Here is a 22,298-nt window from a genome sequence, read left to right as displayed (position 1 = left end):
TCGTCATTTACTATACCGTCCAGACGGTTTGTTCGTCAAGCAGATTGCAGCACAAAGCGCCCATCACCTGATGAGCGCTCCCGCAACTTATACTGTTCAATGGATATGCCGTTACAGTTAAGACCCTGACAAAAGTCCCCGGATATAGCCGCTTAACTCCCCGGCAGTCTGCTCGTGCGCCGGCAGGCCCGGATGGGTCCGTGCTCCCATCGTTTCATTCGTCACATTCGGCAGCTGGAACACCGACACGTTCTTGTCGCCCGTAGACTTCATGTATTCATCCACCGCACGGTAGATCGCCGGCATCAGGGAGAGGCCAAGCATTCCATACACCCAGAGAAGATGCGCCACGGGGTTATAGCCTCTCAGCTTCGCCAGGAACCTCGTGACTGCGGCCTCGAAGGCGGCCAGATCCTCCTCATGATAGCTTCCGTCTTCATTCAGCCGCTGCTTATAGATACGTCCGGTACTCTCATCTAGCCATTCGGGGGAGTTGAACGCGCCGTCATCATTGGTACCCAGGTTGACTACCACCACATCCGGCTGCCAGGCCGCAAAATCATTCATCTTATGCGCTCCAAGCGCTTCATTATGCGGGCCGGTCAGCAGACCGCAGACCTGCTCATAAATGTCAGGAATATTGCCCCCCGGATTGTTGTCCCAGCTGGAGAGCACACCCCATCCGCTCTGTGAGATCACCCGGAATTCGGCCTGCACGGCCTCGGCAGTGATCGCTGTATAATTATGAACGCCGCTGAACCAGGCGGGAATCCAGTCCTCTTCGCTCTTGGCACCAATGACGCCCTCACCTGAGGTAATACTGTCACCGATAAACTCCAGCCGGTACGGCTTCGCTTCAACAGGCAGGAAGCTGCCGTCTGTGCGGACCGCATAGAACTGAAGATAGGCGCCGGGGTCGCCGCTCATCGCCTGGACCTCTTTTACAATCCGGATATTCTTCACAGTCTCAGGGTTCATCCCTCTGAATACGCAGATCCAGTGCCTTCCGGCATTCACCATCTGTCTGCTGACGGGAACGGAGTTGATCAGCACACTGATCCAGGATTCGTGATGATCGTAACCGGATTCCACTTCAAGCCACAGCTCGGAGGCCCGGAGGTTCACCTCTATCGCACTGCCCGTCCAGAATAACGTCAGGGGGTTAAGCGCTCCAGTCGTTCTGCCATGAATCTTCAGATGCTTGATCTCTGTCAAAGGCTGTACCTGTAACTGCAAATGGGAACTGCTGCTCATTCAAATCCCTCCTGTTTGGCGGCAATCGAGAAGCTGCGGACCTTCATCCACTTCCCGCCTACCCATTCGTCGACGGTGCCCTTCCGCGTTCTGACACAGAACTTATGCGAGGTACCACGGTCAAAGCCCGTTGCTTCATATAACAGGTCCTCACCCTGCTGTCCCTTGAAATACACCTGCTTCAGGCCGAGTCTGTTCAATAGTTCCTGCTTCACACTGTCTGTATATTGGCGCGAGAATTCTTTGGTCATCATTGTTCCTCCTGCTTCGTTTATCAACGGTTCAACTTCCCGGATGCTTCTTAGAGAATAACGTATATGCGGCGAACTTTCACCTTTATTTTTCACCAAACTGCCCTTAAATACCGGTTGATTTTGAACTCGGCCCTGTAATAGAATTAATGGATTATATAGAAAAGGATGCGCATACGCAATGCCTTACAAGGAATCACGTTCGCTTCGAAAAAGGTCGATTCTGTTCTTCTCGCTGATCATGCTGGTGAAGAGTTATTTCGCCTGGTATTACTTATTCGAGGACGGTCCAACCTGGACCACCTGGCTTAAGGAAATCCCGTTCGTGCTGCTGCTGTTCTGCCTCATCGAATGGTTCGCCACCAAGCACAAGGTCGCGATCTATCTGCTCGTCAATCTGCTCATTACTGTACTGTTCTTCTCTCTCATCGTCTATCATAATCATTTTGGTATGATTGCTACGTCACAGGTCTTCGGACAGGTCAAACAGGTAGGCGCCGTCAAAAAAAGTATATTCGCCGTCGTGCATCCGCAATATATGCTTATCTTCGTAGACATCATTATTATCAGCCTGATCATGCTCAGACGAAAGAAAGCGCTGGCCTGGAAGCATTCCATGTCCCGGCCCAGCAACCGCAAGGCAGTGGCTATCCTGTTCTGCATCTCGCTTACGCTGTGCATGATGAATATCTTCCCCAATAAAGCCAGTATGAATGAGAATGTCAAGGCAGAGCAAATGGGCATTCTCAATTATGAAGCCTACGCCCTGCTGCGTGAACCCGCAGAGGAGCCTATGGACCCTGCGCAAATCTCCCAGGCTGGCATCGATAGGACAAAGGGCATTCAGCAGAAGGCTAATCCGGTCTTGTTCGGGGCTGCCAAGGGTAAGAATCTGATCATCCTGCAGATGGAGTCGCTTCAGAACTTCCTGATCAATCTGTCGGTGGACGGAACCGAAATCACGCCGAACCTGAATAGGCTGGCTGGCGGGAGCTACTATTTCCCCAGGTTCTTTCAGCAGGTAGGCCAGGGCAATACATCAGATGCCGAATTCATCGTCAACACTTCCTATTATGTGCCGCCGGACGGTCCGGCCACCGATAAGTATGCTCCGAAGGAGCTGCCGAGTCTGCCGAAGCTGCTGGAGGCACAGGGGTACGATACCGCGACTTTTCATACTAATAATGTAGAGTTCTGGAACCGCGGGGAGCTGTATAAGGCGCTGGGCTTCAATCAATATTACGACAAAACCTACTTCGGTGAAGAGGATGCCGTCTTCTACGGCTCATCGGATGAAGTTCTATACCAAAAGACCTCTGCGGAGCTTGCACGGATGGATCAGCGTGAACAGCCCTTCTATGCCCATGTCATCTCGATGTCGGCACATAATCCGTTCTCGATCCCGGAGAGCAAATACAAGATGACCTTGCCGGAACGGTACGAAGGGACGCTGGTCGGTGACTATATCCGGGCTGAGAACTATGCGGATTATGCGCTGGGCCAATTTATTGATGAGCTTAAGAGCAGTGGTGTGTGGGATAACAGCATAGTGGTCCTTTACGGCGATCACCGGGGCCTTCCTATATTCTCGCTAAAAGAGGCCGACAAGGTCCTGCTGGAGGAGATTCTGGACCATGAATATAATGAGCGTGATCTGATTAATATACCGCTGATCATCTCAGCCACCGGCGTTACCACGCCGGCACTGAAGGAGCAGTTAGGCGGCCAGGTGGATATTCTGCCGACCGTTGCCAATCTGCTCGGTGTCCCGCTGGACTATCATATCCACTTCGGACAGGATCTGCTTAACCAGACCGCGTATAACCTGCTGCCGCAGCGCTATTATCTGCCTACGGGTTCCTTCGTTAATAATGAAGAGCTGTTCCTGTCAGGCAGCGGGTTCGAGGACGGCCAGCATTACACCCTGTCCGGTGACGGAACCGATCTGCTGCAATCGACAGAAGATGAGTTCACCCGGGCGCTGGAGCTGCTCCGCATGTCCGACAGCTATGTTACTCAGCTGCCTGACCGGGTAGTTGAAGATCCGCCGGAGGGCGAATAAAAACTGAAAATAGGCACCACCCTTCACACAGCAAAGCCCGGTTCGGAGTCCTGTCTCTGAACCGGGCTTCTTTATATGCTTGGTAGGGTTAGAGCTGCTTGTCCAGAAAATCCCGCACAGCCTGACCCGCCTGAAGCGGAAGCTGCATCCAGACATACGCATGAAGCGAATCCGGAATCCGCGCAATTTCGTAGCTGTCCAGCCGCTCTGCGAAGTCATTCAGACTGCTGCGGACCCGTTCATCGTTCCATTCCGCTTCGCTGGGCAGGAACAGGACCGGGCATTGTATTGTCTGATAATAGTGTTCAAAAGACAGCTCCCAATACTTCACTATGTATTCAATTCTGACACGGTTCGGATAACAATAGGTATACTTGCCGTCTGGATGCTGCTCCAGGCTATGCGTATAGAACGCACAGAAATATTCATTCCACAGGCCCTCCGCAGTCAGCTCAGCCCGCTGCTGGGCTACATACGATTCAACGCTGTCATAGCACGGTTCCTTCCATTCCTCCAGTTCTGCCCGAAGCTGCACTTTCCTCTGCTCCACGGCTTCCGCCGTGCCGTCAAATATACCATATTCGCCAAATTCGTTATTCAGCGCACCTTCGCACACCAGGGACGCTACAAGCTCAGGATGAGCTGCTGCCAGACTGACCGCTACCTGCGCCCCCATGGAGCTTCCTACTACATGGCACTTGTCCACCTGCAAATGCCTCAGCAACTGATACATATCCTCTGCCATCTCGTCAATATGATAGCCAGTCTCCGGCTTGTCCGACCGGCCATGCCCCCGGAGATCCGGTGCAAGGATGCTGTAATCCTGCTCCAGTTGCGGGAGAACTCCATCCCACATATGCAGGTTTCCGCCGCTGAAATGAAGCAACAGGATGACAGGCTTGTCTTTCAATGAATACCTGGCGTTAATGCTTATCTCTCCTATTGAGATACGTTCCTCAATCATTTCATTTCCTCCTCCATTCCCGCAATCCCTTACGTTTGCTTTACCTTATATGTATTTGGCAGACAATGGATTAATTATATACGCGGTCCATCTATGCTGTCACCATACGAATAGGCACCAATCCCGCCTTCCCATCATACACAGATATAAAGAAAGGCGGGATGCAGAATGAGTACCATGACAGGTGAGGCGGAATGGGCGATTTTTCTGGCGGCTGTCTGCGGACAGACCTATACCCAATTTGCCAATGCAGAGGGTGCGTTCGTGGTACCGGCGGACTTCTCGGCCGTGCACAGCTTCCAGGCGAAATCGATGGGGAATGTGTGGGAGCTGTTCGGCTTCATTCTGGAATCACCGCAGGAGATCATTATTGCCTGGCGCGGAAGCATCTCCACCAATGACTGGCTCTCGAACATGAATGCCGCGCAAAAGAAATTTAAATACATCCAGGAACCCTGCATGACCCATCGGGGGTTCACCGATATCTATGCATCCGCTCGGGATGCCATTCTCTCCGTGCTTGGCACTCTGTCTCCAGAAAAGACGCTATATGTAACAGGCCATAGCCTTGGCGGGGCACTGGCCACTCTGTGTGCGCTGGATGTTGCTGCCAATTCTGCCTTGACCGCCCCGCGGCTGTATACCTACGGTTCTCCGCGTGTCGGGGATCCGGATTTTGCCAAGGCCTTCAGCCGGTATGTGCGCAGCAGCTACCGCTATGCCAATCTTTTTGACGTCACTACGTATGTTCCGCCAACCGTCTACAAGCTGCCTAAGCAGAAGACCAAATACTATTACACCCATGTCCAGACCCTTAAGTCCCTATCCTTCCAGAATGGCAGTCCTGAGCTGAATCATGTCATCCGTAGTTATTTCGCTGTGCTGAGGAAGACACGGCCCGACTTCACCACAGCTCTGTGCACCGCGAATCCTGGGTTCTGTCCGGTCCCGGAGCTGATCACCTGATCTCCGCTCTGCGGATAGACCCTTCTACCGATTGATCTTACGAATCTCGTCCATCGGAATCTTCGGGGTCCGGTCCGCGTTCAACAGTCCGTTCACTTCCTGCTGCACATCCGTAACCTGAGTGTAGCAATAACCGCAGATGTAAGGTGTATCCTTGATCGCCTGCGTGATGCTGCGGAACCGTTCAATGAAGGCTTCCGTGCTGCTGACCTGCTCCCCATAGCCCCACCCCTCGCCGGTGTTGAAGGCAATGCCCCCGAATTCACTGACTATGACAGGCTGACCCCGGTATTCGTAGCCCTGGGCCATCGCGTATTTCCAGTTATTGAACGAGGAGCTGCCGCCAAGCACACTGCCGGAGTCTGCATAACGTTCCAGTAACACAGCTCCGCTCTCTTCATAATCATGCAGGGTAATAATATCGCTGATCGTATGCTCCCAGCCGTCATTGACAATCACCGGACGATCCGGGTCCATCGCCTTAGTAAGATGATAGATGCCCTCAGTGAACTGCTGCTGACGCTTGTTCGTGTAGATCTGCGGAATGCCCCAGGATTCGTTAAAAGGCACCCAGGTAATCACCGAGGGATGATTATATTGCTGCCGGACAATCTCGGTCCATTCCTTCGTGAACTGCTCCACGGCCTCATCATTGAACTCATAGGTGGCCGCCATCTCCGACCAGACCAGCAGCCCCTTCACATCACACCAGTACAGGAAGCGCGCATCTTCAATCTTCATATGCTTGCGGACACCGTTGTAGCCCATCGCGAGAATTGCGTCAATATCGGCAATTAGCGCCTCCTCCGAAGGCGGGGTCAAATGGCTGTCCGGCCAATAGCCCTGGTCCAGAATCAGCTTCTGGTACACTGGCGTATTGTTGAGCAGCACCTTGCCTTGTTCGATAGAGATTTTGCGGAGTCCGAAGTAGGAGTAGACCTGGTCGATCACCTTGTCCCCTTCGTACAGAACGAACTCCACCTCATACAGCACCGGCGAAGCGGGCGACCAGGACTGGAGCTTCCACGGGCCATTCGCTTCATGGGTCAGCTCTACATCCAGCTGCTGCCAAGACCGGTCGATATGCAGCGAGACCTGCTTGAAGGTCTTCTCCTGCGTGCTGATCCGGGTCTCCAGTCGGAGATTCGGGGCTGCCACCTGAGCCTCGTATTCGAAGCGGACCGAGCGGTTATCGAGATCCGGAGTGATTTTGACAGACTTAAGATACGAAGGGGATACATACTCCAGCCACACACTCTGCCAGATTCCCGTGGTCTGCACATAGAAGCACTCGAAATTGTCATCCACCCAGCGCTGCTTGCCCCGGGGCTGTGTGCAGCTCTGGCTATCCTCTGCCTTGACGGTCAGACGGTTCAGCGCTCCGGCACCTGTGTTCAGATAATCTGTGATATCCAGTGTAAAAGCCGCGTACCCGCCTTGGTGCCCCCCGGCATAGCTGCCGTTCACCCACACCTTCGCGATATGATCCACCGCCTGGAAATTCAGCAGCACCCGCTTGTTGCCCAAGGTGTCAGGTAGTTGTACCTCCCGCTCATACCATACATACGGATGGAACGTAGTCTCGCCGATTCCACTCGCCACCGTCTCATACGTGAACGGAACCTGAATCTTCAGATCGCCGTGCAGCTCCTCATGCCATCTCTCCCGCTCCCCCGTATTGTCATCGTCATACCGGAAATCCCATTCCCCGTTCAGGCTCTGCCAGGCGTCACGGACGAACTGCGGCCGCGGATAATCCTTGATATAGTGCCGGGTTGTCATTATAATGCGCACACTCCTTAATAACAATATTTTTGTTTTAATACAATAAATATGTATTAATTATTGCAGAATCCGCTGAAATGTCAATGCACAATACTCATAAAAAAGAACCCGCCGTAAGCAGCAGGTTCTTCACAATAAGCTCATCTCATGTTCCTTCTAGGCCTTTACACTATAAAAAATCTTCATCACCAGATCCTGCTCATAATCGCCGAATTTTTTGCCGAACAGGTTCATGCCGCCCTTGAAGACCGCATTCTCCTTCACGCCCAGCCGCAGATCCACGTGGTTCTGGCCGGTGAGGCCCAACTGCTCCAGATTAACAGCAGATAGCTCCTGATGGTCGATAGTGCTGCGGGTATTATCTACGCTCCAGGTCTTGAGTGCGCCGAACTGGGTTCCCGTATCAATCCACCACGAGGGATTCAGCTTCCCGCGTCTGCCGCCGAAGTCGCCGGGCGAGGTCCAGGTCCCCACCTCCACCTGGTTAATCCACAGTGTGATATCCGAAGGCCAGTCATTCTCGTAATTCGGTGCCTCCGAGCAGATCTCCATGGAGAATTGAATCCGGTGAAGCACCGCTCCTTGCGGAATTTCCAGCGGATAGCGGTATTCGAGATAACCTTTGCGCAGCCAGAGCAGCTGGGCTTGCACCCGGTCCGGATGAAAAAATCCCGCCGGTGAATCCTCCGAAATAATCGGACCATTCTCACTGACCATACCGCAGGTAGGCGCCACTTCGCATGCTGTGAAATTGCCGATCGGCATGGATATCTCATAGCAATATTCGCCTTGACCGGCTTGCAGGCGGCGCTGTGGAGCATTGATCGTGATCTTAATATCATCATAGATCCGGCTGCATACCTTCATCGCCCCGCGTGAAGCAGGCAGCAGTTCCGTCTCAATCAGCCCTGCCTGCTCCAGCACCTTCACGTTGGAGGCTGCCGTAGATACCGGAATTTCCAGCGCTTCAGCCAGCTCCGCTACATTCATTCTCCGGGTGTTAAGCAGCGCCAGCATTCTGAGTCTTAGCTCCGTAGAGAGCGCATGTGTCACCTTCACCAGCTCATCCGCATGCTCCATGGACAACTCCAGCATATCGTTCACCCCTGTCCAGCTTAGTTATCCAGCATATGAACCTGATCGCCCAGCCGAACTTCTCCCGTGCGGATTACAGAGGCATAGACGCCGAACTGCTGCTTAAGCTCTTTATATACTTGCTTCAGCAGCGAACTGTCCCGTTCCAGGGTATCCGGGTCTGTCGTAATCATTACGCAGCGCTCGCAATAGCTATCCACTTGCAGCACTGTACTGCCTATCGACAGACGGCGGCCGAGCCACTCTTCCTCCCCGAGCGAGTCCTCGCTCACTTCCACGAGAAAGTTGCCGCGGAAGCGGCGCTGGTCAATTGGCTTGCCCCACATCGCCTCCAGCTTCTTCAAGCTTTTATCGGTCACCAGCAGAATACTTGCCCCATCTACCGATAATAGCTCCGGGTACTGCTCCTCCGGGTGTGGTGCCTTGAACGCAGACATCGTAATTTCGGTAGAGGTCAAACTCTGTATTTCGTCCAGCAGCTCCTGGTCCCAGCCGAACACCCGGCCATCCGCAGCCGTTACACGGATATCTTCCCCCGTATACTCCGCCTTATAGGACATCATCTTCGGAATCTTCCGGGCAGTGATATACTGGGACCAGTCTTTTTTGGTCATATCATAAAAGGAACAATACCGGTCCCCCTCCACTCCGTAAGATACAACCTTACAAGCCTCCAGTGCCTCCCCCGCAAAGGATTTTACCGGATAACGGTTAATCGATTTAATCTCCCCAACTGTAACTGACACGCCCCCACCTCTTCTGTCTATACTCTGATAGCTCTGCTACTCTTACTGTAGCGGCTTTAACTTCTGAATCTCTTCTAGAGAAAGCCCTGTTGCCTCGGCAATAACAGATAGCTCTATACCTAGAGCAAGCAGCTTATGAGCGGTTTCTTTTTGAGCGTCTGCCTTACCCTCTGCTTTACCCTCTGCTTTACCCTCTGCTTTACCCTTTGCCATTCCCTCGGCCTTCCCCTTAGCCTCACCTTCAGCCCATCCCTTGGCCTCGGCCACCTTAGCCGCTTCATACATCGACGCCTCGTCATGTAAATAGCGCTGACGTGCTTCGTATTGTCTACGGGCTTCCTCGTTCTGACTCAAAAACTCCAACGTGTTCATGGCTTTTTTCAGCACAGGTTCGTTCATCGTAAGCACCTCCCATTTGGTTTGGTCTACGCCCTTAAGGAATAACAGCCAATTCACCAGTCCGCCTTGTTCCAGAGAGACCGCTTGCTCATCCAGCTTCGGCAACTCCAGGAAGTGAATCTCAATGTCGTCAAGCAAAGGAATTCCCGTGCGGTCCTCCCGCAAGTGAAAGACGTTATGGTATAGAGTATTCGGCAACAGAGCAAAGTTTATAATGTTGATCGTCACGCATCGCTTTAACTGGTTATACGGCTGGCTCTCCTGCAACTGAGTCGAATACTGTTTGCTCCAATAATAGAGAGTCCGTTTCTCCGTGTCATATTTGTTGAACAACTGCATCTCTACATTGATAATTTCGCCCTCAGTCGTCTTGGCCCGAATGTCGAGAATGGACTGCTTATCCCGGGGTGAGTCCTTGTCAGTGTATGGATTCAGAAGAATAATATCACTTAGCGGGGGCTTGCCCGCTTCAGCAAAGGTTCGGTTCAGAAAAGCCAACAGCACATCACGGTTCTCTTCACTTCCAAAAATGCGTTTAAACAAAAAGTCATTTCGGGGATCAAGCAGCTCCATCCAGTCCAGCCTCCGTTTCAGTCTTATTATACCATTATCGCTGCCTGTTTTGCGTAAGGCAAGAGCTTAACACTTTTGGATGAAATCAGCAGTAGTATAATCCTCTAAAAAGAAAAAGGACAGCCCCAAGGCTATCCTCTTCATTACATATCTTTACAGCGACTCCCGGATTACCCGCTTGTAATACAGAACGGACAGGATGCCGAAGATCGAATACAGCACGGTATAGACTCCCATAACGACGAACATCGGGGTCAGCATTTCGGTCCCGAAGAAGAACCAGCCGGATTTCACCGCAAAGTAACTGTGGCACAGCCCGACAATCAGCGGAATACCGAAATTGAACAGCTGCTTGAACTGGATGCCGCGCAGGAGATCCCCTTGGGTGAAGCCCAGCTTGCGCAGGATCGTATATCCCTCCCGCTCCTCCTCGCTCTCATCCATCTGCTTGAAATAGAGAATACAGCCGGAGGTGATCAGGAACGTCAGGCCCAGGAAGCCGACAATGAACATAATGAGGCCCATATTGGTCCGCTGGTTGAACTCAAATTCATATTGCGAGAAGCTTTGCAGCTCCGGCTTCTGCTGCTTATAAATCTCATAAGCCTGCTTGGGCTGCGAGGACCCGGTAAGATTGATACCGTAATAGATTCCTTCGCCGCTCACTCTTTTTTGCTCATCCGGATCTTTATGCTGAAGCAATTCCTGGAACACTGAATCATCCACCACGAACACCCCCAGAACACCTCCGCCAAAATAATACGGCAGAACAGTCTCCTCTGACAATCCTGCGAGCTGCTGCTTCATAACACCATCCTTGGTGGAGAAGTCGAGTTCCCCCTTGTTCTTGAGCTGATGCATGGTTTGCTTCGTAGTCGTATACCCCATAATCCGTACCTCACCCGGCTGCAAATCCATGTTTTTCAGACTGCTCTCACTAATCACGGTAGCCAATAGACTGGTGTCATTGTTGGGGAAATTTTTAGTATCCAGGACCTCCTTAAGATCCACCTCTACCTGCACCGTTGGAATCTCCAGAGTGGTATAACCTATGCCGGCCTTGTCGAGCGCCTCCCGGAATCCCGCCTCATCCGCCTTCTGAAGGAAGCCGTAATCATGCGGCGAGCTCTCGCGCGCGGAGGACTCCACCGAATAATATGAGATATAGCTCAGAGAGAGCAGGCCGATCGCCAGCGCGGATACCGTGGTGATGACCGTCAGCAGCAGGGCATTCGATTTCATCCGGAACATAATGGAAGAGAGCGATAATACCTCCCGAATGGACAGGTACCCCTTCTTCCTGCGGCGGATGAGATTGAAGAGGAAGCTGACCGAGCCTTTGTAGAACAGATACGTCCCGATAATCACCAGTGCGAGGATAGCAATCATCGCATACATCAATCCGCCCATGCCCGTGAATTTGCCGCTGAACAGCTCCCCGGAGATATAGTATCCTCCACAGATACTGATCATCCCGAGCACGCCGATCACAACCTCCCACAGCGACATTCTCTGAATGCGCGTCTGGGAAGTGGCCGTAGCCTTGAATAGCGATAGAATGCTCTGGGCCCGGATGAAGGTGTAATTCATAATCATGATCAGCACGTACACGGCGGCAAAAACCAGCACCGTCCGCTGCAAAGCCTCAGGGGAAAAGCGCAAGGCCGCCAGCTGTTCGACCTCCAGGATTTTGAACAGAATCATCAGGATCAGCCGTGACATCACGAACCCTGCACCGATCCCCGCGAACATCGATCCGAAATATAGAATTAGATTCTCGGCGCTCAACAGCACGAAGATTCTGCTCTTGGTCAGCCCAATCAGCTGAAACAGCCCGATCTCCTTACTGCGGCGCTTGATGAAGATGGTGTTCGCATACAGCAGGAAGATGGCCACAATCGCAACCAGCAGCACTGAGGACGCGCCAATGGCTGCCCCGCCTTTGATTGAACCGCTGACCTCGTGCATGGCCGGGTCGAACTGCAGCGTCACGAAGGAGAAATACAGGGCCACACTGAAAATAAGAGCAAAAACGTAGAGATAATAGTTCTTAATATTCTTTTTGAGGTTCCGCAGGATAATATAATTCAGACTCATTGCGTGACACCACCAAGTACGCCCTGGGTGCTGATAATATCACCCAAGAAGGATTGCCGCGATTCCTCCCCCTTGTTCAGCTGGGTGTAGATTTGCCCGTCCCGGATGAACACCACGCGGCTGCAGTAGCTGGCGGCCACGGCATCATGCGTAACCATGACAATGGTAGCTTCACGCTTGCTGTTCATGGCAGCCAGCTTGTTCAGCAGATCGGACGCAGATTTGGAATCCAAGGCTCCCGTCGGCTCATCGGCAAAAATAATACTCGGATCATGCACGAACGCCCGTGCCGCAGACGTACGCTGCTTCTGCCCGCCTGAGATTTCCGCCGGATATTTATCCTTCAGCTCATAGATTCCCAGCTCGCCCGCTACCTGGTCGAATTTCTGGTGCGCCTCCTTCTTGGACATGCCTGTAATCGATAGCGGCAGCATGATGTTCTCCTTGACCGTCAAGGTGTCGAGCAGGTTATAATCCTGGAAAATGAACCCGAGATGATGCTTGCGGAACTCGGCGAGCTGCTTCTCCTTCATCCCGGTGAATTCCTTGCCCTCAATTTCGATCGTGCCCTTGCTTACCCGGTCAATGGAGGACAATACGTTCAGAAGCGTCGTTTTGCCGGACCCGGACGGACCCATGATTCCGACGAACTCGCCCTTGTCCACCTGAAGATCAATACCGCTCAGGACTTCCTGTTTATTGAATTTGTTGCCATAGGTTTTATAGATTTTGTTTGCTTGCATGATAAGCATATGTTCCCCACTCCTTTTCTATAGCTCTATCATAAGCGGGTGGATGATCATTTTCCTGCGCTTCGCCGAACAAATGGAACAGGCATGTGACACTATTGTCACATGCCTGTTAGCCGCTGAAAGTCATTCTCCCTTGGAAAAGTTAGTGTAAACACACTCCCCTGCCCAAGCACGGAAGCAGCGTGAAGTCTGATCTGCAGCGGCTCCGCAACCTGCCGGGTCAGATATAGCCCCATGCCGGTGGCTGCCCCCTCCTGGCGAAAGCGCGATGAGGTGAAGCCCCTATCATAGATGCGCGGCAGATCCCTGGGATCTATCCCCTGTCCGCTGTCTTCAATGACAAGCACGACATGGCCACCCTCTTCTCGGCTCCGGATGAGGATATCGGAGGCTTCGCTGTATTTCACGGCATTAGTCAGGAGCTGTCTGAGCATGAAGGCCAGCCATTTGCCGTCTGTCAGCACGGTATCGGCCTCAAGCTCTACGTCGAACCCGATGCGTTTGGAGATGCACCAGGATTTCAGTGCCCGGATCTCCTTATTAAGGATAGGGGCAAGACTGACCTTTTCAATGAACAGATCATTACGGATGAAGGGAATCCGCTTCTGATGCAGCTGCTGGTCGAGCAGATGGTGAATCCGCAGCCATTCGTACATCATCTGTCTTTGCAGGGTCTCGTCCGGCAGGCGCTCTATCATGAGCTGCATGGCAGTCAGCGGGGTCTTGACCTCATGTATCCAGGCCAGCAGCTCGTCCTTCTCCGATTCCAGCAGCTGGACATTCATGAAGGATTCGCGCTTGTAGCGGTCCGTCTGGGCGCTTACCGCCTCATGGACAAGCCGCTCCATCGGACTACCGGGATCGAGGACCGCCTGCAGCTCATAGATCTGATCCCAGGAGGCAAGGCTCTTATAGAACCGGGTCTCCCGGGAATAGCGCAGAAAGACGAAGGCCAGGCAGAGCAGCGTATTGAGGAGTACAATGTACAGGATCGGCAGCAGCGGTATGGCAGAGTCAATAAAGGCCACGAAGATAATAATCAGCTGGAGGGCGGCCAGCAGGAGCAGCCAGCTCCGCTTCTCGGTGATGTATTTCCTTATCATTCTGCCGCCTCTTCAGTCGCCATATACCCTTGCCCCACCTTAGTCTCTATGTAGGCATCCAGACCGAGCGGCTCCAGCTTCTTGCGCAGCCGGTTCACGTTCACAGTCAGCGTATTATCGCTGACAAAATGCTCGTTGTCCCACAGGCTGGTGATGATCTCCTCACGTTCCACAATACTGTTCTTGCGCTCCAGCAGGATTTTGAGAATCATCATCTCATTCTTGGTCAGCAGAGCCGCTCCCCCGCTGCCCGTGACCGTATTCTTCACGAACTCAATCGCCGCTCCGCGCCAGGTCTTCAGCTCCGTGCCTTCCTTGGCGTAATTATAGACCCGGCGTAGGGTAGCCTGAATCTTGGCAATCAGCACCTCGAAATGGAACGGCTTCTGAATGAAATCATCGGCCCCAAGCTGCATCGACATCACCATATCGCTAGGATGGTCCCTGGAGGAGAGGAAAATAATCGGCACCTTGGAGTGGCTGCGCAGAATCCGGCACCAGTGGAAGCCGTCGAACTGCGGCAGCTGGATATCAATCACTACCAGGTCGGGCTTTACCTCCGAGAACTCCTGCAGTACCTTACCGAAATTTGTAATCCCGTACACCTCATAGGACCATTGGGCAAGCCTCTCCCTGATCTCCCCGAACAGGGTGATATCATCTTCGATTAGCATTATTTTGAACACAAAGGACTCTCCTTCAGAAGAAATACTATCGGACTATTATACTTCACATCGCTGAATTGACAAAGGTTGGGACATGTCCCATCTTTCCTGGTCCGGAACCGCAGGGAGCTTCGATTTATCTTAAGTGTACCTCAAACCGCCGCAATCCGTTAAGTTGAAGATGTACAACGAGGAAACCGGGCAGGCAGCTCAAGAGTTCATCCTGAATACTGCAAAGCCCGGCTTATTATGGAAGCTGTACCTTATGGCTTATTTCATTCCTGCTGCGATTACTTCGCTAGTCCGGATACGGCCTATTCGCGGGAAGATCGTCCGGCAGACATAATCATGCTCTTCCCTTGTGCCTGCTGTCATCGCGTCCTCTGCGAATACTTGCTGATAGCCCAGCTGATAGGCTTCTCTGGCTGTATTATCCACGCCAATGCTGGTGGAGATGCCGCAGAGTACCAGGCTCTGAATGCCGCGGCGTCTCAGCTGCAGGTCCAGATCGGTGCCGAAGAAGGCTCCCCATTGCCGTTTCGTAACCGTGTACGTATTCTTGAATCCGGCAAGATCCGGTACAATCTGATCCCAGCCTTCAGGATAATTCACCGGTGCTGCTACGGAATCGGTCACAGCTCTGACCATATCCCTGCCATCCAGGCTGGATACCCTGACAAGCACCACAAAGGCGCCTTTCTGTGTAAAAGCATCCACCAGCTTTACCGCATTCCCTATCACCTGATCAGCTGTATAAGGAGCAGCCTGACGGCCGCTTGCGGCGATGCACAGTTGTACCAGCCCGGCCAGCTCCGGCAAGGTTACAGTAGTGCAGACATGCTCCTGCATGTACCCGATGAGCTTCTCAACCTTCAGGGAGGTGGAGAAATTCTGATGACTCCGCTTGTTGTTCTGGTAAATGGCAATCAGGAGCTGCTGCAGTGTTGTCTTCGCGGCAAATTCATATCCGGGCAGCTTGGCATTCCAGCCTTCAACCAGTCTGCTGAAGCTCTCTTCAATCTGATAATAATCCTTCAGATCCTGCGCGGTGTGCAGCGGGAGCGTCTCCGGCTGTTCTCCCAGTGACCACTGTCCCTCCATCAGCCGGACCTGTGCATAACTGAAATGTACAGCCAGGAAGCAGATCGGGTCCTCCAGATCGAACTCTATCGAATGAAATACACCGGGGCGGATATAGAACAGCATTCCTGCCCTGAACGGATGCTTCTTATGGTCCACAATCACACTGCCCCGTCCCCCAATGACCAGGATCAGCTCATGATGATCAAGGGTCCGGGCAATCCGCTTCGAATAGGTCCGTGTATCCTTGAATCTTCTGAAGTTGCAGTAATGGATATGAAAAAAAAGATTGCTGATGTTCATTTGTCCCTCCGTATATTCAAGTTCAATCTATATAGTATAAACAATGCGCTTCACTCGCTAGTTCAGTCATTCATTTTTGCTTATTATAAAACTTTCCTAAGCCAAGTGACGTATTAGTTATTAACGGCTGAAATTTTGAACATACAGGGGAGCTGATGATCATCGGAACTTTTGATGGAATTATCATATTGCTGTTCGGAATCGGAATCAATGCGTTTGGACTATATGTCCGCCGGAATCCCACCTTCACCTGGCAGGCGAGTGAGAGCTGGAAAACGAAGGGCGACGGGGAGCCCAGTGACGCCTATATCAGCTCCATGCGCTTCAGAGGGGCAGTTGCCCTATGGATCGGATCCTTCGTTATGGTAATGGGGATATTGAACCTGTTGTAGCACTCCCTTATAACGGAGCAGCTTCCTTCATCTTCGTCATAGTCATTACGGTGATCGGTTTCCGGCATTGACTACCTCATGCTGTATATCAAGCCTGCCCGGATGGCAGAAATTCTGGGCAAACAGGAATTGCGTTTCACCGCTCCTATCGTATATGACAGGGAGCTGGCGCAGAGTATCTGTACTCTCAGTCACGCTGTCCAGAGCGGGGCCGACGAGTCACTGGGCAGCGAAATGCTTATTCAGCTGGTTAGCCTCTTGTCCCATACGGAAATACAGACCGCGCAGCGGATTGACAATGCTTTTGTCGCCAAAGCCAAAGAAATGATGTACTTCAGCCTGGACCACGTACTGAAGCTCGGCGACCTTGCGCGGGAGTTCAACCGGTCCAAATACCAGTTCATCCGCGAGTTCAAAGCCCATACCGGAACCTCACCCTATCAATTCTTCCTGAACTGCAAGGTCGAGCATGCCGGACAGTTCATCGAGAAGAATAAGGATATCTATGCCGCTGTGGCCGAATTCGGCTTCACGGACCTGACCCATCTGAACCGGCATTTTAAAAGCGTCTTCCGCAATTACAGCTTATGAGTATATGTCGCAGTTGACATAACTGTTCCCTGTCTCCTCATTAAAACTCTTCCAAAGCCGCAACTCGGCGGTCGAACTGACTCATCCCAGTCCTGTGTAGGACTTCCGGTGAGGCAGTTTTTTGGCGTTCCACCCGTTAGCTGAATGAAACTCATCTAATTCCTACTTTACAAACTCCAGTTTTTAGCTTATTTTAACATTAAGTAAATATTGAATGTTACTTACAAATAATTAATATTCAATTCTTTTAAAAATAAAATATAATCGGGAGGAACAAATGAACTATTCTTTGCAAGAGACACTACTGAAAAATATCCGTTTTGCGTACAACGAGGCGATTGAGTTTATTGTTTCCATGGGAATGTTGGCCTGTGAGGATCAGCTGGCAGATCTGGCAGCGGAATATAAAATCGAAATTGATGAGCTGCTGGGGACTTATTTTGAAGATGCCCGAAAGTTATTGTCACCTCATTTCACTCGTGAGCTGATGTTTTTTTTCCGTCACAACTTTTTTCATAATGCTCTGGATTTCCCGCTATATGAATCCGCCTGTTCCTATCCAGAAGCGCAGACTGCCGAAGAATGGATCAACCGACTGGAGGATAGCCCCGCTGAGCATATCGTTTCAGAGATGGTATATGGCGTCTACCACGATAATTTGGAGGCATTGCTGAAGGGCAACGATTGGGAGGTGGTCAAAAAGGATCTCAATAAACTCTTAGAACTTGCTTCGGACACGCAACCTCAGCCTGAGGTGGTAGAAGCCCATGGTCCGCTGCTTGAATGCCTTGCGCGTCCGCAAGAAACCAAGCTGCGTTACATACAGCTCCTGCGTCAGTTCCATCAGGATGTTTTCATTCAATGGAAAGACCGGATTCAAGCAATTTCTGAACAGGCCTCACTCCGTTATGAGACACAGTTCCGTAGTAACCCGGAGGTTTTTATTCGTGAACTTCATAAGAATGAGCCTGCAATCTTTGACTTTCCTGCCACCTTCCATGTCAGCTTTGTTTCACAGGTGAACAACAGCTTCTACAATTTCCATACGGAAACCGGGCAGATAGGCTGGGTCATCTTCGGCGTACACAATGACCGCGTATACGGACCCGTTGCCGACCGGGAGAAGACCGAGCTGTTCCTCAAGGCCTTCTCGGATAAACGACGCCTGGATCTCCTTCTTCTGCTCAAACAGCGGCCGCACTATGGTAAGGAAATCGCAACTGCGCTTGGCATCACACCTGCAGCTGTGAATTATCATGCCAACTTCCTGTTTTTCCTGGATCTTTTGGACATCGAACGGGTAGATCACCGCCTGTATTATGTGCTCAGAACCGATACTTTGCGCAATCTGCTTGCCTTAACAACAAAAGTCATGCTGGATTAAGACCCAATTATTAACTGGAGGGGTTCCCCTTGGATCGGACCACTAATACCGGAGCAGTACCACTAGATAAACAGCCCGCCGCTGCCCAAAATATCTTTATCCGTTTGCTGAAGCTAGGCAAGCCTTATACTGGCTGGTATATCATCCTTTGTTTTTTTGCAGCCATCATCTCACTTACAAACATAGGTTTTGCTGAAACTCTACGGCGTATTATTAATGCGGCTACACACCATGACACTTCCGGTCTTGCAGCCGCGATGACTCTTGCCGTTGTCATTATAGTTATTGATGCTGGAGTCCACTTTCTGAATACATATCTCTCAGGACTGCTGGAGATCAAATCCACCTCCAGGCTTCAGGTCTCACTGCTGACAAGATTGATGAACGTTCAGATGAAAGAGCTAGACCGTTATCATTCCGCCGATCTGATCAGCCGGATGAACGATTCTGTACCAGCCGCCCAGCAAGGAATGAACAGGAAGACCATCGAACTGATCAGCAATCTATTGCAAATCGCATTTCTGCTGACTTATCTTCTGTCTCTGCAGTTTGTTCTAACCTTGGGTACTATACTCATCTGTTCGCTGGTCCCGCTGGTCATGCTTCCCTTTACCTTCCGGCTTCGCAAGATGAATGAGCAGCGCCAGAGTATCGAGAGCGAACAACAGGCATTCGTTCAGGATTCGATACAGGGCGCTGAGGTCGTGCGTGCCTTCTCCCTTGCTTCCCGCCTGCTAGGGCAGTTCAACCATAGAGTCCGACAATTTAACACCGTTCACTTGTCAGTATCACGAGTTGAAGCCGTAGGCTACAATATGCCTCTGGCTGTTACCCTCGGCGGATTGCTCTATGTCCTCTCTTATGGTGGCTACCTGGTAGTCGGAGGCCGGCTTGATGTAGGGGCCGTTGCCGCTTTTCTTATCTGTTTTGAGCAAATTTCTAACCCGATATCCAAGCTTGCCAATCTATGGACTGAATTACAAGCTTCACTGGCACAAGGTAAACGTTTATTTGAGATTATGGATCTGCCCTTAGAAGGCGAGAGGCCGGCTAATACAGACGCTGCAGACCAGCACCCTGAAGCATGGACTGAAGATAATCAGCCTGTAGCCGGTCAGTTGCCCCTTATATTCCGTAATGTCACCTTCGGGTACGGACAACACAATGTATTATCCGGCATCCATCTGCGGATTGAGCCCGGAAAGGTAACTGCCTTTGCAGGTGCCAGCGGCAGCGGCAAGAGCACCATTCTTCAGCTAATGCTTGCAGCTTATGTGCCTGATGGAGGGAGCATTCATCATGGCGGCATGCCTTTACATACGATTCCACCGCATAGCTGGCGCAGACATATCGCCTACGTATCCCAGGAGCCTTATCTATTCTCCGGTACACTATACGAGAATATTGCCTGGGGGCGACCCGAAGCGTCACGTGAAGAGGTTATCTCTGCTGCCAATAATGCGGGTATCCACAAGTTCATTATGGGAACCCCCCTGCAATATGAGACGACTATCGGTGAAAGAGGGCTTACTTTATCAGGGGGTGAACGTCAGCGGCTATCCATTGCCCGGGCCTTCGTCCGTGAACCAGGGCTGTTGCTGCTTGATGAGCCTACCGCTGCCCTTGACAGCCATAATGAGGAGGTTGTTCAGCAGGCTTTGCAGGTGCTGATGATGAACCGGACCACGGTGGTGATTGCCCATCGGCTGTCAACCATCAGGCATGCGGATCATATTTACTTCATGGAAGCAGGAGCGATTGCTGAACAAGGAACCCATGGGGAGCTGATGGCCATGCAAGGCAAGTACCAAGCCATGGCCCAGGCAGGTGTCCAGACAGAGGCGATTGCCGGAGGAGGATTACAAAAATGAATGATAATTCATCTTTAACTAGCCGAATCCGGCTTCGGGAAGCGCTCAAGCGGCTATTCCCTTATGTCAAGCCATACCGGCTCGGATTTCTGACAGCTGTGGTATTGCTCACAGCCAAGCTTGCCCTGGATGTCGGGTTTGCCACGATTCAGCAGGTTTTCATTGATACTATTAACAATACCGATATGCTGTCCTTGACAAGGATAACCGTAATTTGTTCCCTGGCTTGTCTAGTGACTATCATCTGTCTTATGCTGCAGCATTACCTCCGCTTCACCGTTCACAGCCGTATGTCCTGGGATTTCCGGGCAAAGCTTTTTGATACCAGTCATCGGCTGCCTTACAGCCAGCTGGAAGCTATGCACTCCGGCGATCTGACCTCTCGTAATACTAAGGATGTGGGTGCAGCCATGGGAATGATCAGTAGTCTGGTTTACGATCTGGGTTATAATCTATTGCTCTGCTTGGTAGCATTTCTGTACTTAGCCAATATGGATGTATGGCTCGCACTGCTTGCACTTGGCACGGGACCCGTGGTCTTTCTGTCAGGACGTTTCTTTGACCGCAAACTGCGCAAGCTGTTCACGCAGATCTATGCCCAGGAAGCCCTGTTACGGGGAATTCTGCAGGAGACTACCCAAGGGATGAAGGTCGTCCGTTCATTTTCACTGGAGAATATGCTGCTCAGCAGGTATGCCACTGAACGCGGAAAGCTGAACCAGCTTCAAAAGCAAAGAACCCTGCTGAATGCCCTGCTCTGGCATTCTTCCGCTTTCATCAACAACGCTGTAATGATCAGCTGTGCTGTACTTATTGCAAGATCAGCGATGCGGGGAGAGACCACAGCAGGTGAAGTGCTTGCCTTCATCCTCCTGATGGGACGAGTTCAATGGCCGTTCGTCGAAATGTCGCAGACCTGGGGCGGGGTACAAGAATCACTCGGTGCAGCTGATCGTGTATTTGAAATTCTTGATGCTACTCTGGAAGGTGAAGTCTCTACATACAGTAACCGCTTCTCTTCCCCTGGAGAAGTTGCCATTGCTGAGGAGAGTGTATTAAGTATACAAGGGCTGTGCTATAGCTTCGCTGGGTCGCAGTCCAAGGAGAGGGCCGGCTTATCAGAGATTAATCTCCAGCTAAAGCATGGCGAGACCGTCGCTATTGTCGGACCAAGCGGCTCGGGTAAAACAACCCTAGTGCGCTTATGCTGCGGACTGTACGAACCGCAAGCCGGTAGTATCAGCGTGTGCGGTAATGCCGTAAACGGTCAGTTGGAAGAGGCCCGCCGGATGATCTCCTATGTACCGCAGAATCCCTACTTATTCGCCGGCAGTATCCGGGAGAATATTGCATTCAGCGTGGTTGAGGCAAGTGACGGGGAGATACGAGAAGCCGCCCGTTTGGCAGGTGCAGATGAATTTATCATGCGACTGCCGGAAGGCTATGACACGATGATTGGTGAACATGGCTCCTCCTTATCCGGTGGTCAAAGGCAACGCCTGGCCATCGCCAGAGCATTCCTGCGTAATGCACCGCTCCTGCTGCTGGATGAAGCCACATCAGCACTTGATAATGAGTCCGAACGGCTGGTGCAGCAATCACTCGAACGGCTAATGACAGACAGGACCACCCTCGTGATAGCCCACCGATTGTCAACGGTACGGGATGCCTCACGGATTATAGTTCTTGACCAGGGGACCATCGCCGAAGAAGGGACACATGATGCACTTCTGGAGCACAACGGACTCTATGCTAGCCTCTACCATAAACAATTCAGCTCTACAGAGGCCGGGACCATGGGTTCGGCACTACTAACAGAATCTCTTACTGCAGAATGACTCGAAGTCTATCAACATTCCTCCTTTGGAAATTTATCTATTTACCCGGGACATAATCGACCCGCTCCTCCGGACATCTGTAATGATCTTGGTAACGGATACTTATGCTAATTCGCTGAACCGAACG

19 protein-coding genes are annotated in these 22,298 nt (G+C 51.6%); 7 read left to right on the top strand and 12 right to left on the bottom strand.

The features are described 5' to 3' along the window. Window positions 1-117: 117 nt before the first annotated feature. Window positions 118-1,254: an SGNH/GDSL hydrolase family protein gene (locus MHH78_RS15015; protein ID WP_341167854.1), complete on the bottom strand. Its 1,137-nt coding sequence runs from the start codon at window positions 1,252-1,254 to the stop codon at window positions 118-120. Continuing rightward, window positions 1,251-1,508 carry a hypothetical protein gene (locus MHH78_RS15010; RefSeq protein WP_341167853.1) on the bottom strand — a complete coding sequence of 86 codons (258 nt, stop codon included), beginning with the start codon at window positions 1,506-1,508 and terminating at the stop codon, window positions 1,251-1,253. The genes MHH78_RS15015 and MHH78_RS15010 overlap by 4 nt, the downstream gene beginning before the upstream one ends. 178 nt (window positions 1,509-1,686) lie before the next feature. Between MHH78_RS15010 and MHH78_RS15005 the strand changes: the two genes are divergently transcribed. Beyond that, on the top strand, window positions 1,687-3,567 hold the full coding sequence (locus MHH78_RS15005) for an LTA synthase family protein (RefSeq protein ID WP_341167852.1): 1,881 nt from the start codon (window positions 1,687-1,689) through the stop codon (window positions 3,565-3,567). A gap of 88 nt (window positions 3,568-3,655) precedes the next feature. Here the strand turns inward: MHH78_RS15005 and MHH78_RS15000 are convergent, their stop codons facing one another. Further along, a complete protein-coding gene (locus tag MHH78_RS15000; protein ID WP_341167851.1) occupies window positions 3,656-4,531 on the bottom strand; it encodes an alpha/beta fold hydrolase in 876 nt (291 codons plus the stop codon). Window positions 4,532-4,699: 168 nt separating this feature from the next. Here MHH78_RS15000 and MHH78_RS14995 point away from each other — a divergent pair, with 168 nt between their 5' ends. Next, the gene (locus tag MHH78_RS14995; RefSeq protein ID WP_341167850.1) at window positions 4,700-5,497 is read left to right on the top strand and encodes a lipase family protein; all 798 of its coding nucleotides are present in this window, start codon (window positions 4,700-4,702) and stop codon (window positions 5,495-5,497) included. A gap of 24 nt (window positions 5,498-5,521) precedes the next feature. Here the strand turns inward: MHH78_RS14995 and MHH78_RS14990 are convergent, their stop codons facing one another. The 9 genes from MHH78_RS14990 to MHH78_RS14950 all read right to left on the bottom strand — a co-directional run bounded on the left by MHH78_RS14990 (window position 5,522) and on the right by MHH78_RS14950 (window position 16,095). Beyond that, entirely contained in the window at window positions 5,522-7,279 is a 1,758-nt protein-coding gene (locus MHH78_RS14990; protein ID WP_341167849.1) for a glycoside hydrolase family 2 protein, read from the bottom strand. 159 nt (window positions 7,280-7,438) lie between these two features. Continuing rightward, window positions 7,439-8,377, bottom strand: a complete 939-nt coding sequence (locus tag MHH78_RS14985) for an ArsR/SmtB family transcription factor (RefSeq protein ID WP_076081710.1) — start codon at window positions 8,375-8,377, stop codon at window positions 7,439-7,441. A 20-nt stretch (window positions 8,378-8,397) separates the two neighbouring features. Then, window positions 8,398-9,123 carry an MOSC domain-containing protein gene (locus MHH78_RS14980; RefSeq protein ID WP_076081711.1) on the bottom strand — a complete coding sequence of 242 codons (726 nt, stop codon included), beginning with the start codon at window positions 9,121-9,123 and terminating at the stop codon, window positions 8,398-8,400. Between the two features lie 42 nt (window positions 9,124-9,165). Continuing rightward, complete coding sequence (locus MHH78_RS14975; protein ID WP_341167848.1) at window positions 9,166-10,095, bottom strand: Rpn family recombination-promoting nuclease/putative transposase; 930 nt, start codon at window positions 10,093-10,095, stop codon at window positions 9,166-9,168. Window positions 10,096-10,248: 153 nt separating this feature from the next. Beyond that, a complete protein-coding gene (locus tag MHH78_RS14970; RefSeq protein ID WP_341167847.1) occupies window positions 10,249-12,192 on the bottom strand; it encodes an ABC transporter permease in 1,944 nt (647 codons plus the stop codon). After that, window positions 12,189-12,944 carry an ABC transporter ATP-binding protein gene (locus MHH78_RS14965; protein ID WP_036733135.1) on the bottom strand — a complete coding sequence of 252 codons (756 nt, stop codon included), beginning with the start codon at window positions 12,942-12,944 and terminating at the stop codon, window positions 12,189-12,191. The genes MHH78_RS14970 and MHH78_RS14965 overlap by 4 nt, the downstream gene beginning before the upstream one ends. A gap of 98 nt (window positions 12,945-13,042) precedes the next feature. Next, entirely contained in the window at window positions 13,043-14,047 is a 1,005-nt protein-coding gene (locus tag MHH78_RS14960) for a sensor histidine kinase (RefSeq protein WP_341167846.1), read from the bottom strand. Further along, complete coding sequence (locus MHH78_RS14955) at window positions 14,044-14,733, bottom strand: response regulator transcription factor (RefSeq protein ID WP_036733129.1); 690 nt, start codon at window positions 14,731-14,733, stop codon at window positions 14,044-14,046. The genes MHH78_RS14960 and MHH78_RS14955 overlap by 4 nt, the downstream gene beginning before the upstream one ends. Before the next feature lie 249 nt (window positions 14,734-14,982). Beyond that, on the bottom strand, window positions 14,983-16,095 hold the full coding sequence (locus MHH78_RS14950) for an isochorismatase family protein (RefSeq protein ID WP_341167845.1): 1,113 nt from the start codon (window positions 16,093-16,095) through the stop codon (window positions 14,983-14,985). 155 nt (window positions 16,096-16,250) lie between these two features. On the opposite strand from MHH78_RS14950, the gene MHH78_RS14945 reads away from it, so the two are divergent. From MHH78_RS14945 to MHH78_RS14925, 5 genes are all read left to right on the top strand, one after another. Further along, window positions 16,251-16,487 carry a DUF6199 family natural product biosynthesis protein gene (locus MHH78_RS14945; RefSeq protein ID WP_076081715.1) on the top strand — a complete coding sequence of 79 codons (237 nt, stop codon included), beginning with the start codon at window positions 16,251-16,253 and terminating at the stop codon, window positions 16,485-16,487. A 78-nt stretch (window positions 16,488-16,565) separates the two neighbouring features. Then, a complete protein-coding gene (locus MHH78_RS14940; RefSeq protein ID WP_341167844.1) occupies window positions 16,566-17,078 on the top strand; it encodes a helix-turn-helix domain-containing protein in 513 nt (170 codons plus the stop codon). Between the two features lie 277 nt (window positions 17,079-17,355). Beyond that, a complete protein-coding gene (locus MHH78_RS14935) occupies window positions 17,356-18,462 on the top strand; it encodes an ArsR family transcriptional regulator (RefSeq protein WP_341167843.1) in 1,107 nt (368 codons plus the stop codon). Window positions 18,463-18,491: 29 nt separating this feature from the next. Continuing rightward, complete coding sequence (locus tag MHH78_RS14930; protein ID WP_341167842.1) at window positions 18,492-20,333, top strand: ABC transporter ATP-binding protein; 1,842 nt, start codon at window positions 18,492-18,494, stop codon at window positions 20,331-20,333. Then, complete coding sequence (locus MHH78_RS14925; RefSeq protein WP_341167841.1) at window positions 20,330-22,171, top strand: ABC transporter ATP-binding protein; 1,842 nt, start codon at window positions 20,330-20,332, stop codon at window positions 22,169-22,171. The genes MHH78_RS14930 and MHH78_RS14925 overlap by 4 nt, the downstream gene beginning before the upstream one ends. Window positions 22,172-22,298 lie beyond the last annotated feature (127 nt).

It is taken from the genome of Paenibacillus sp. FSL H3-0333 (assembly GCF_038002805.1).
In the GTDB taxonomy this organism is placed as follows: Bacteria; Bacillota; Bacilli; order Paenibacillales; family Paenibacillaceae; genus Paenibacillus_AQ; species Paenibacillus_AQ silagei.
Note: the sequence above shows the minus strand (reverse complement) of the source record. Positions and strands in the feature narration are given on the sequence as shown.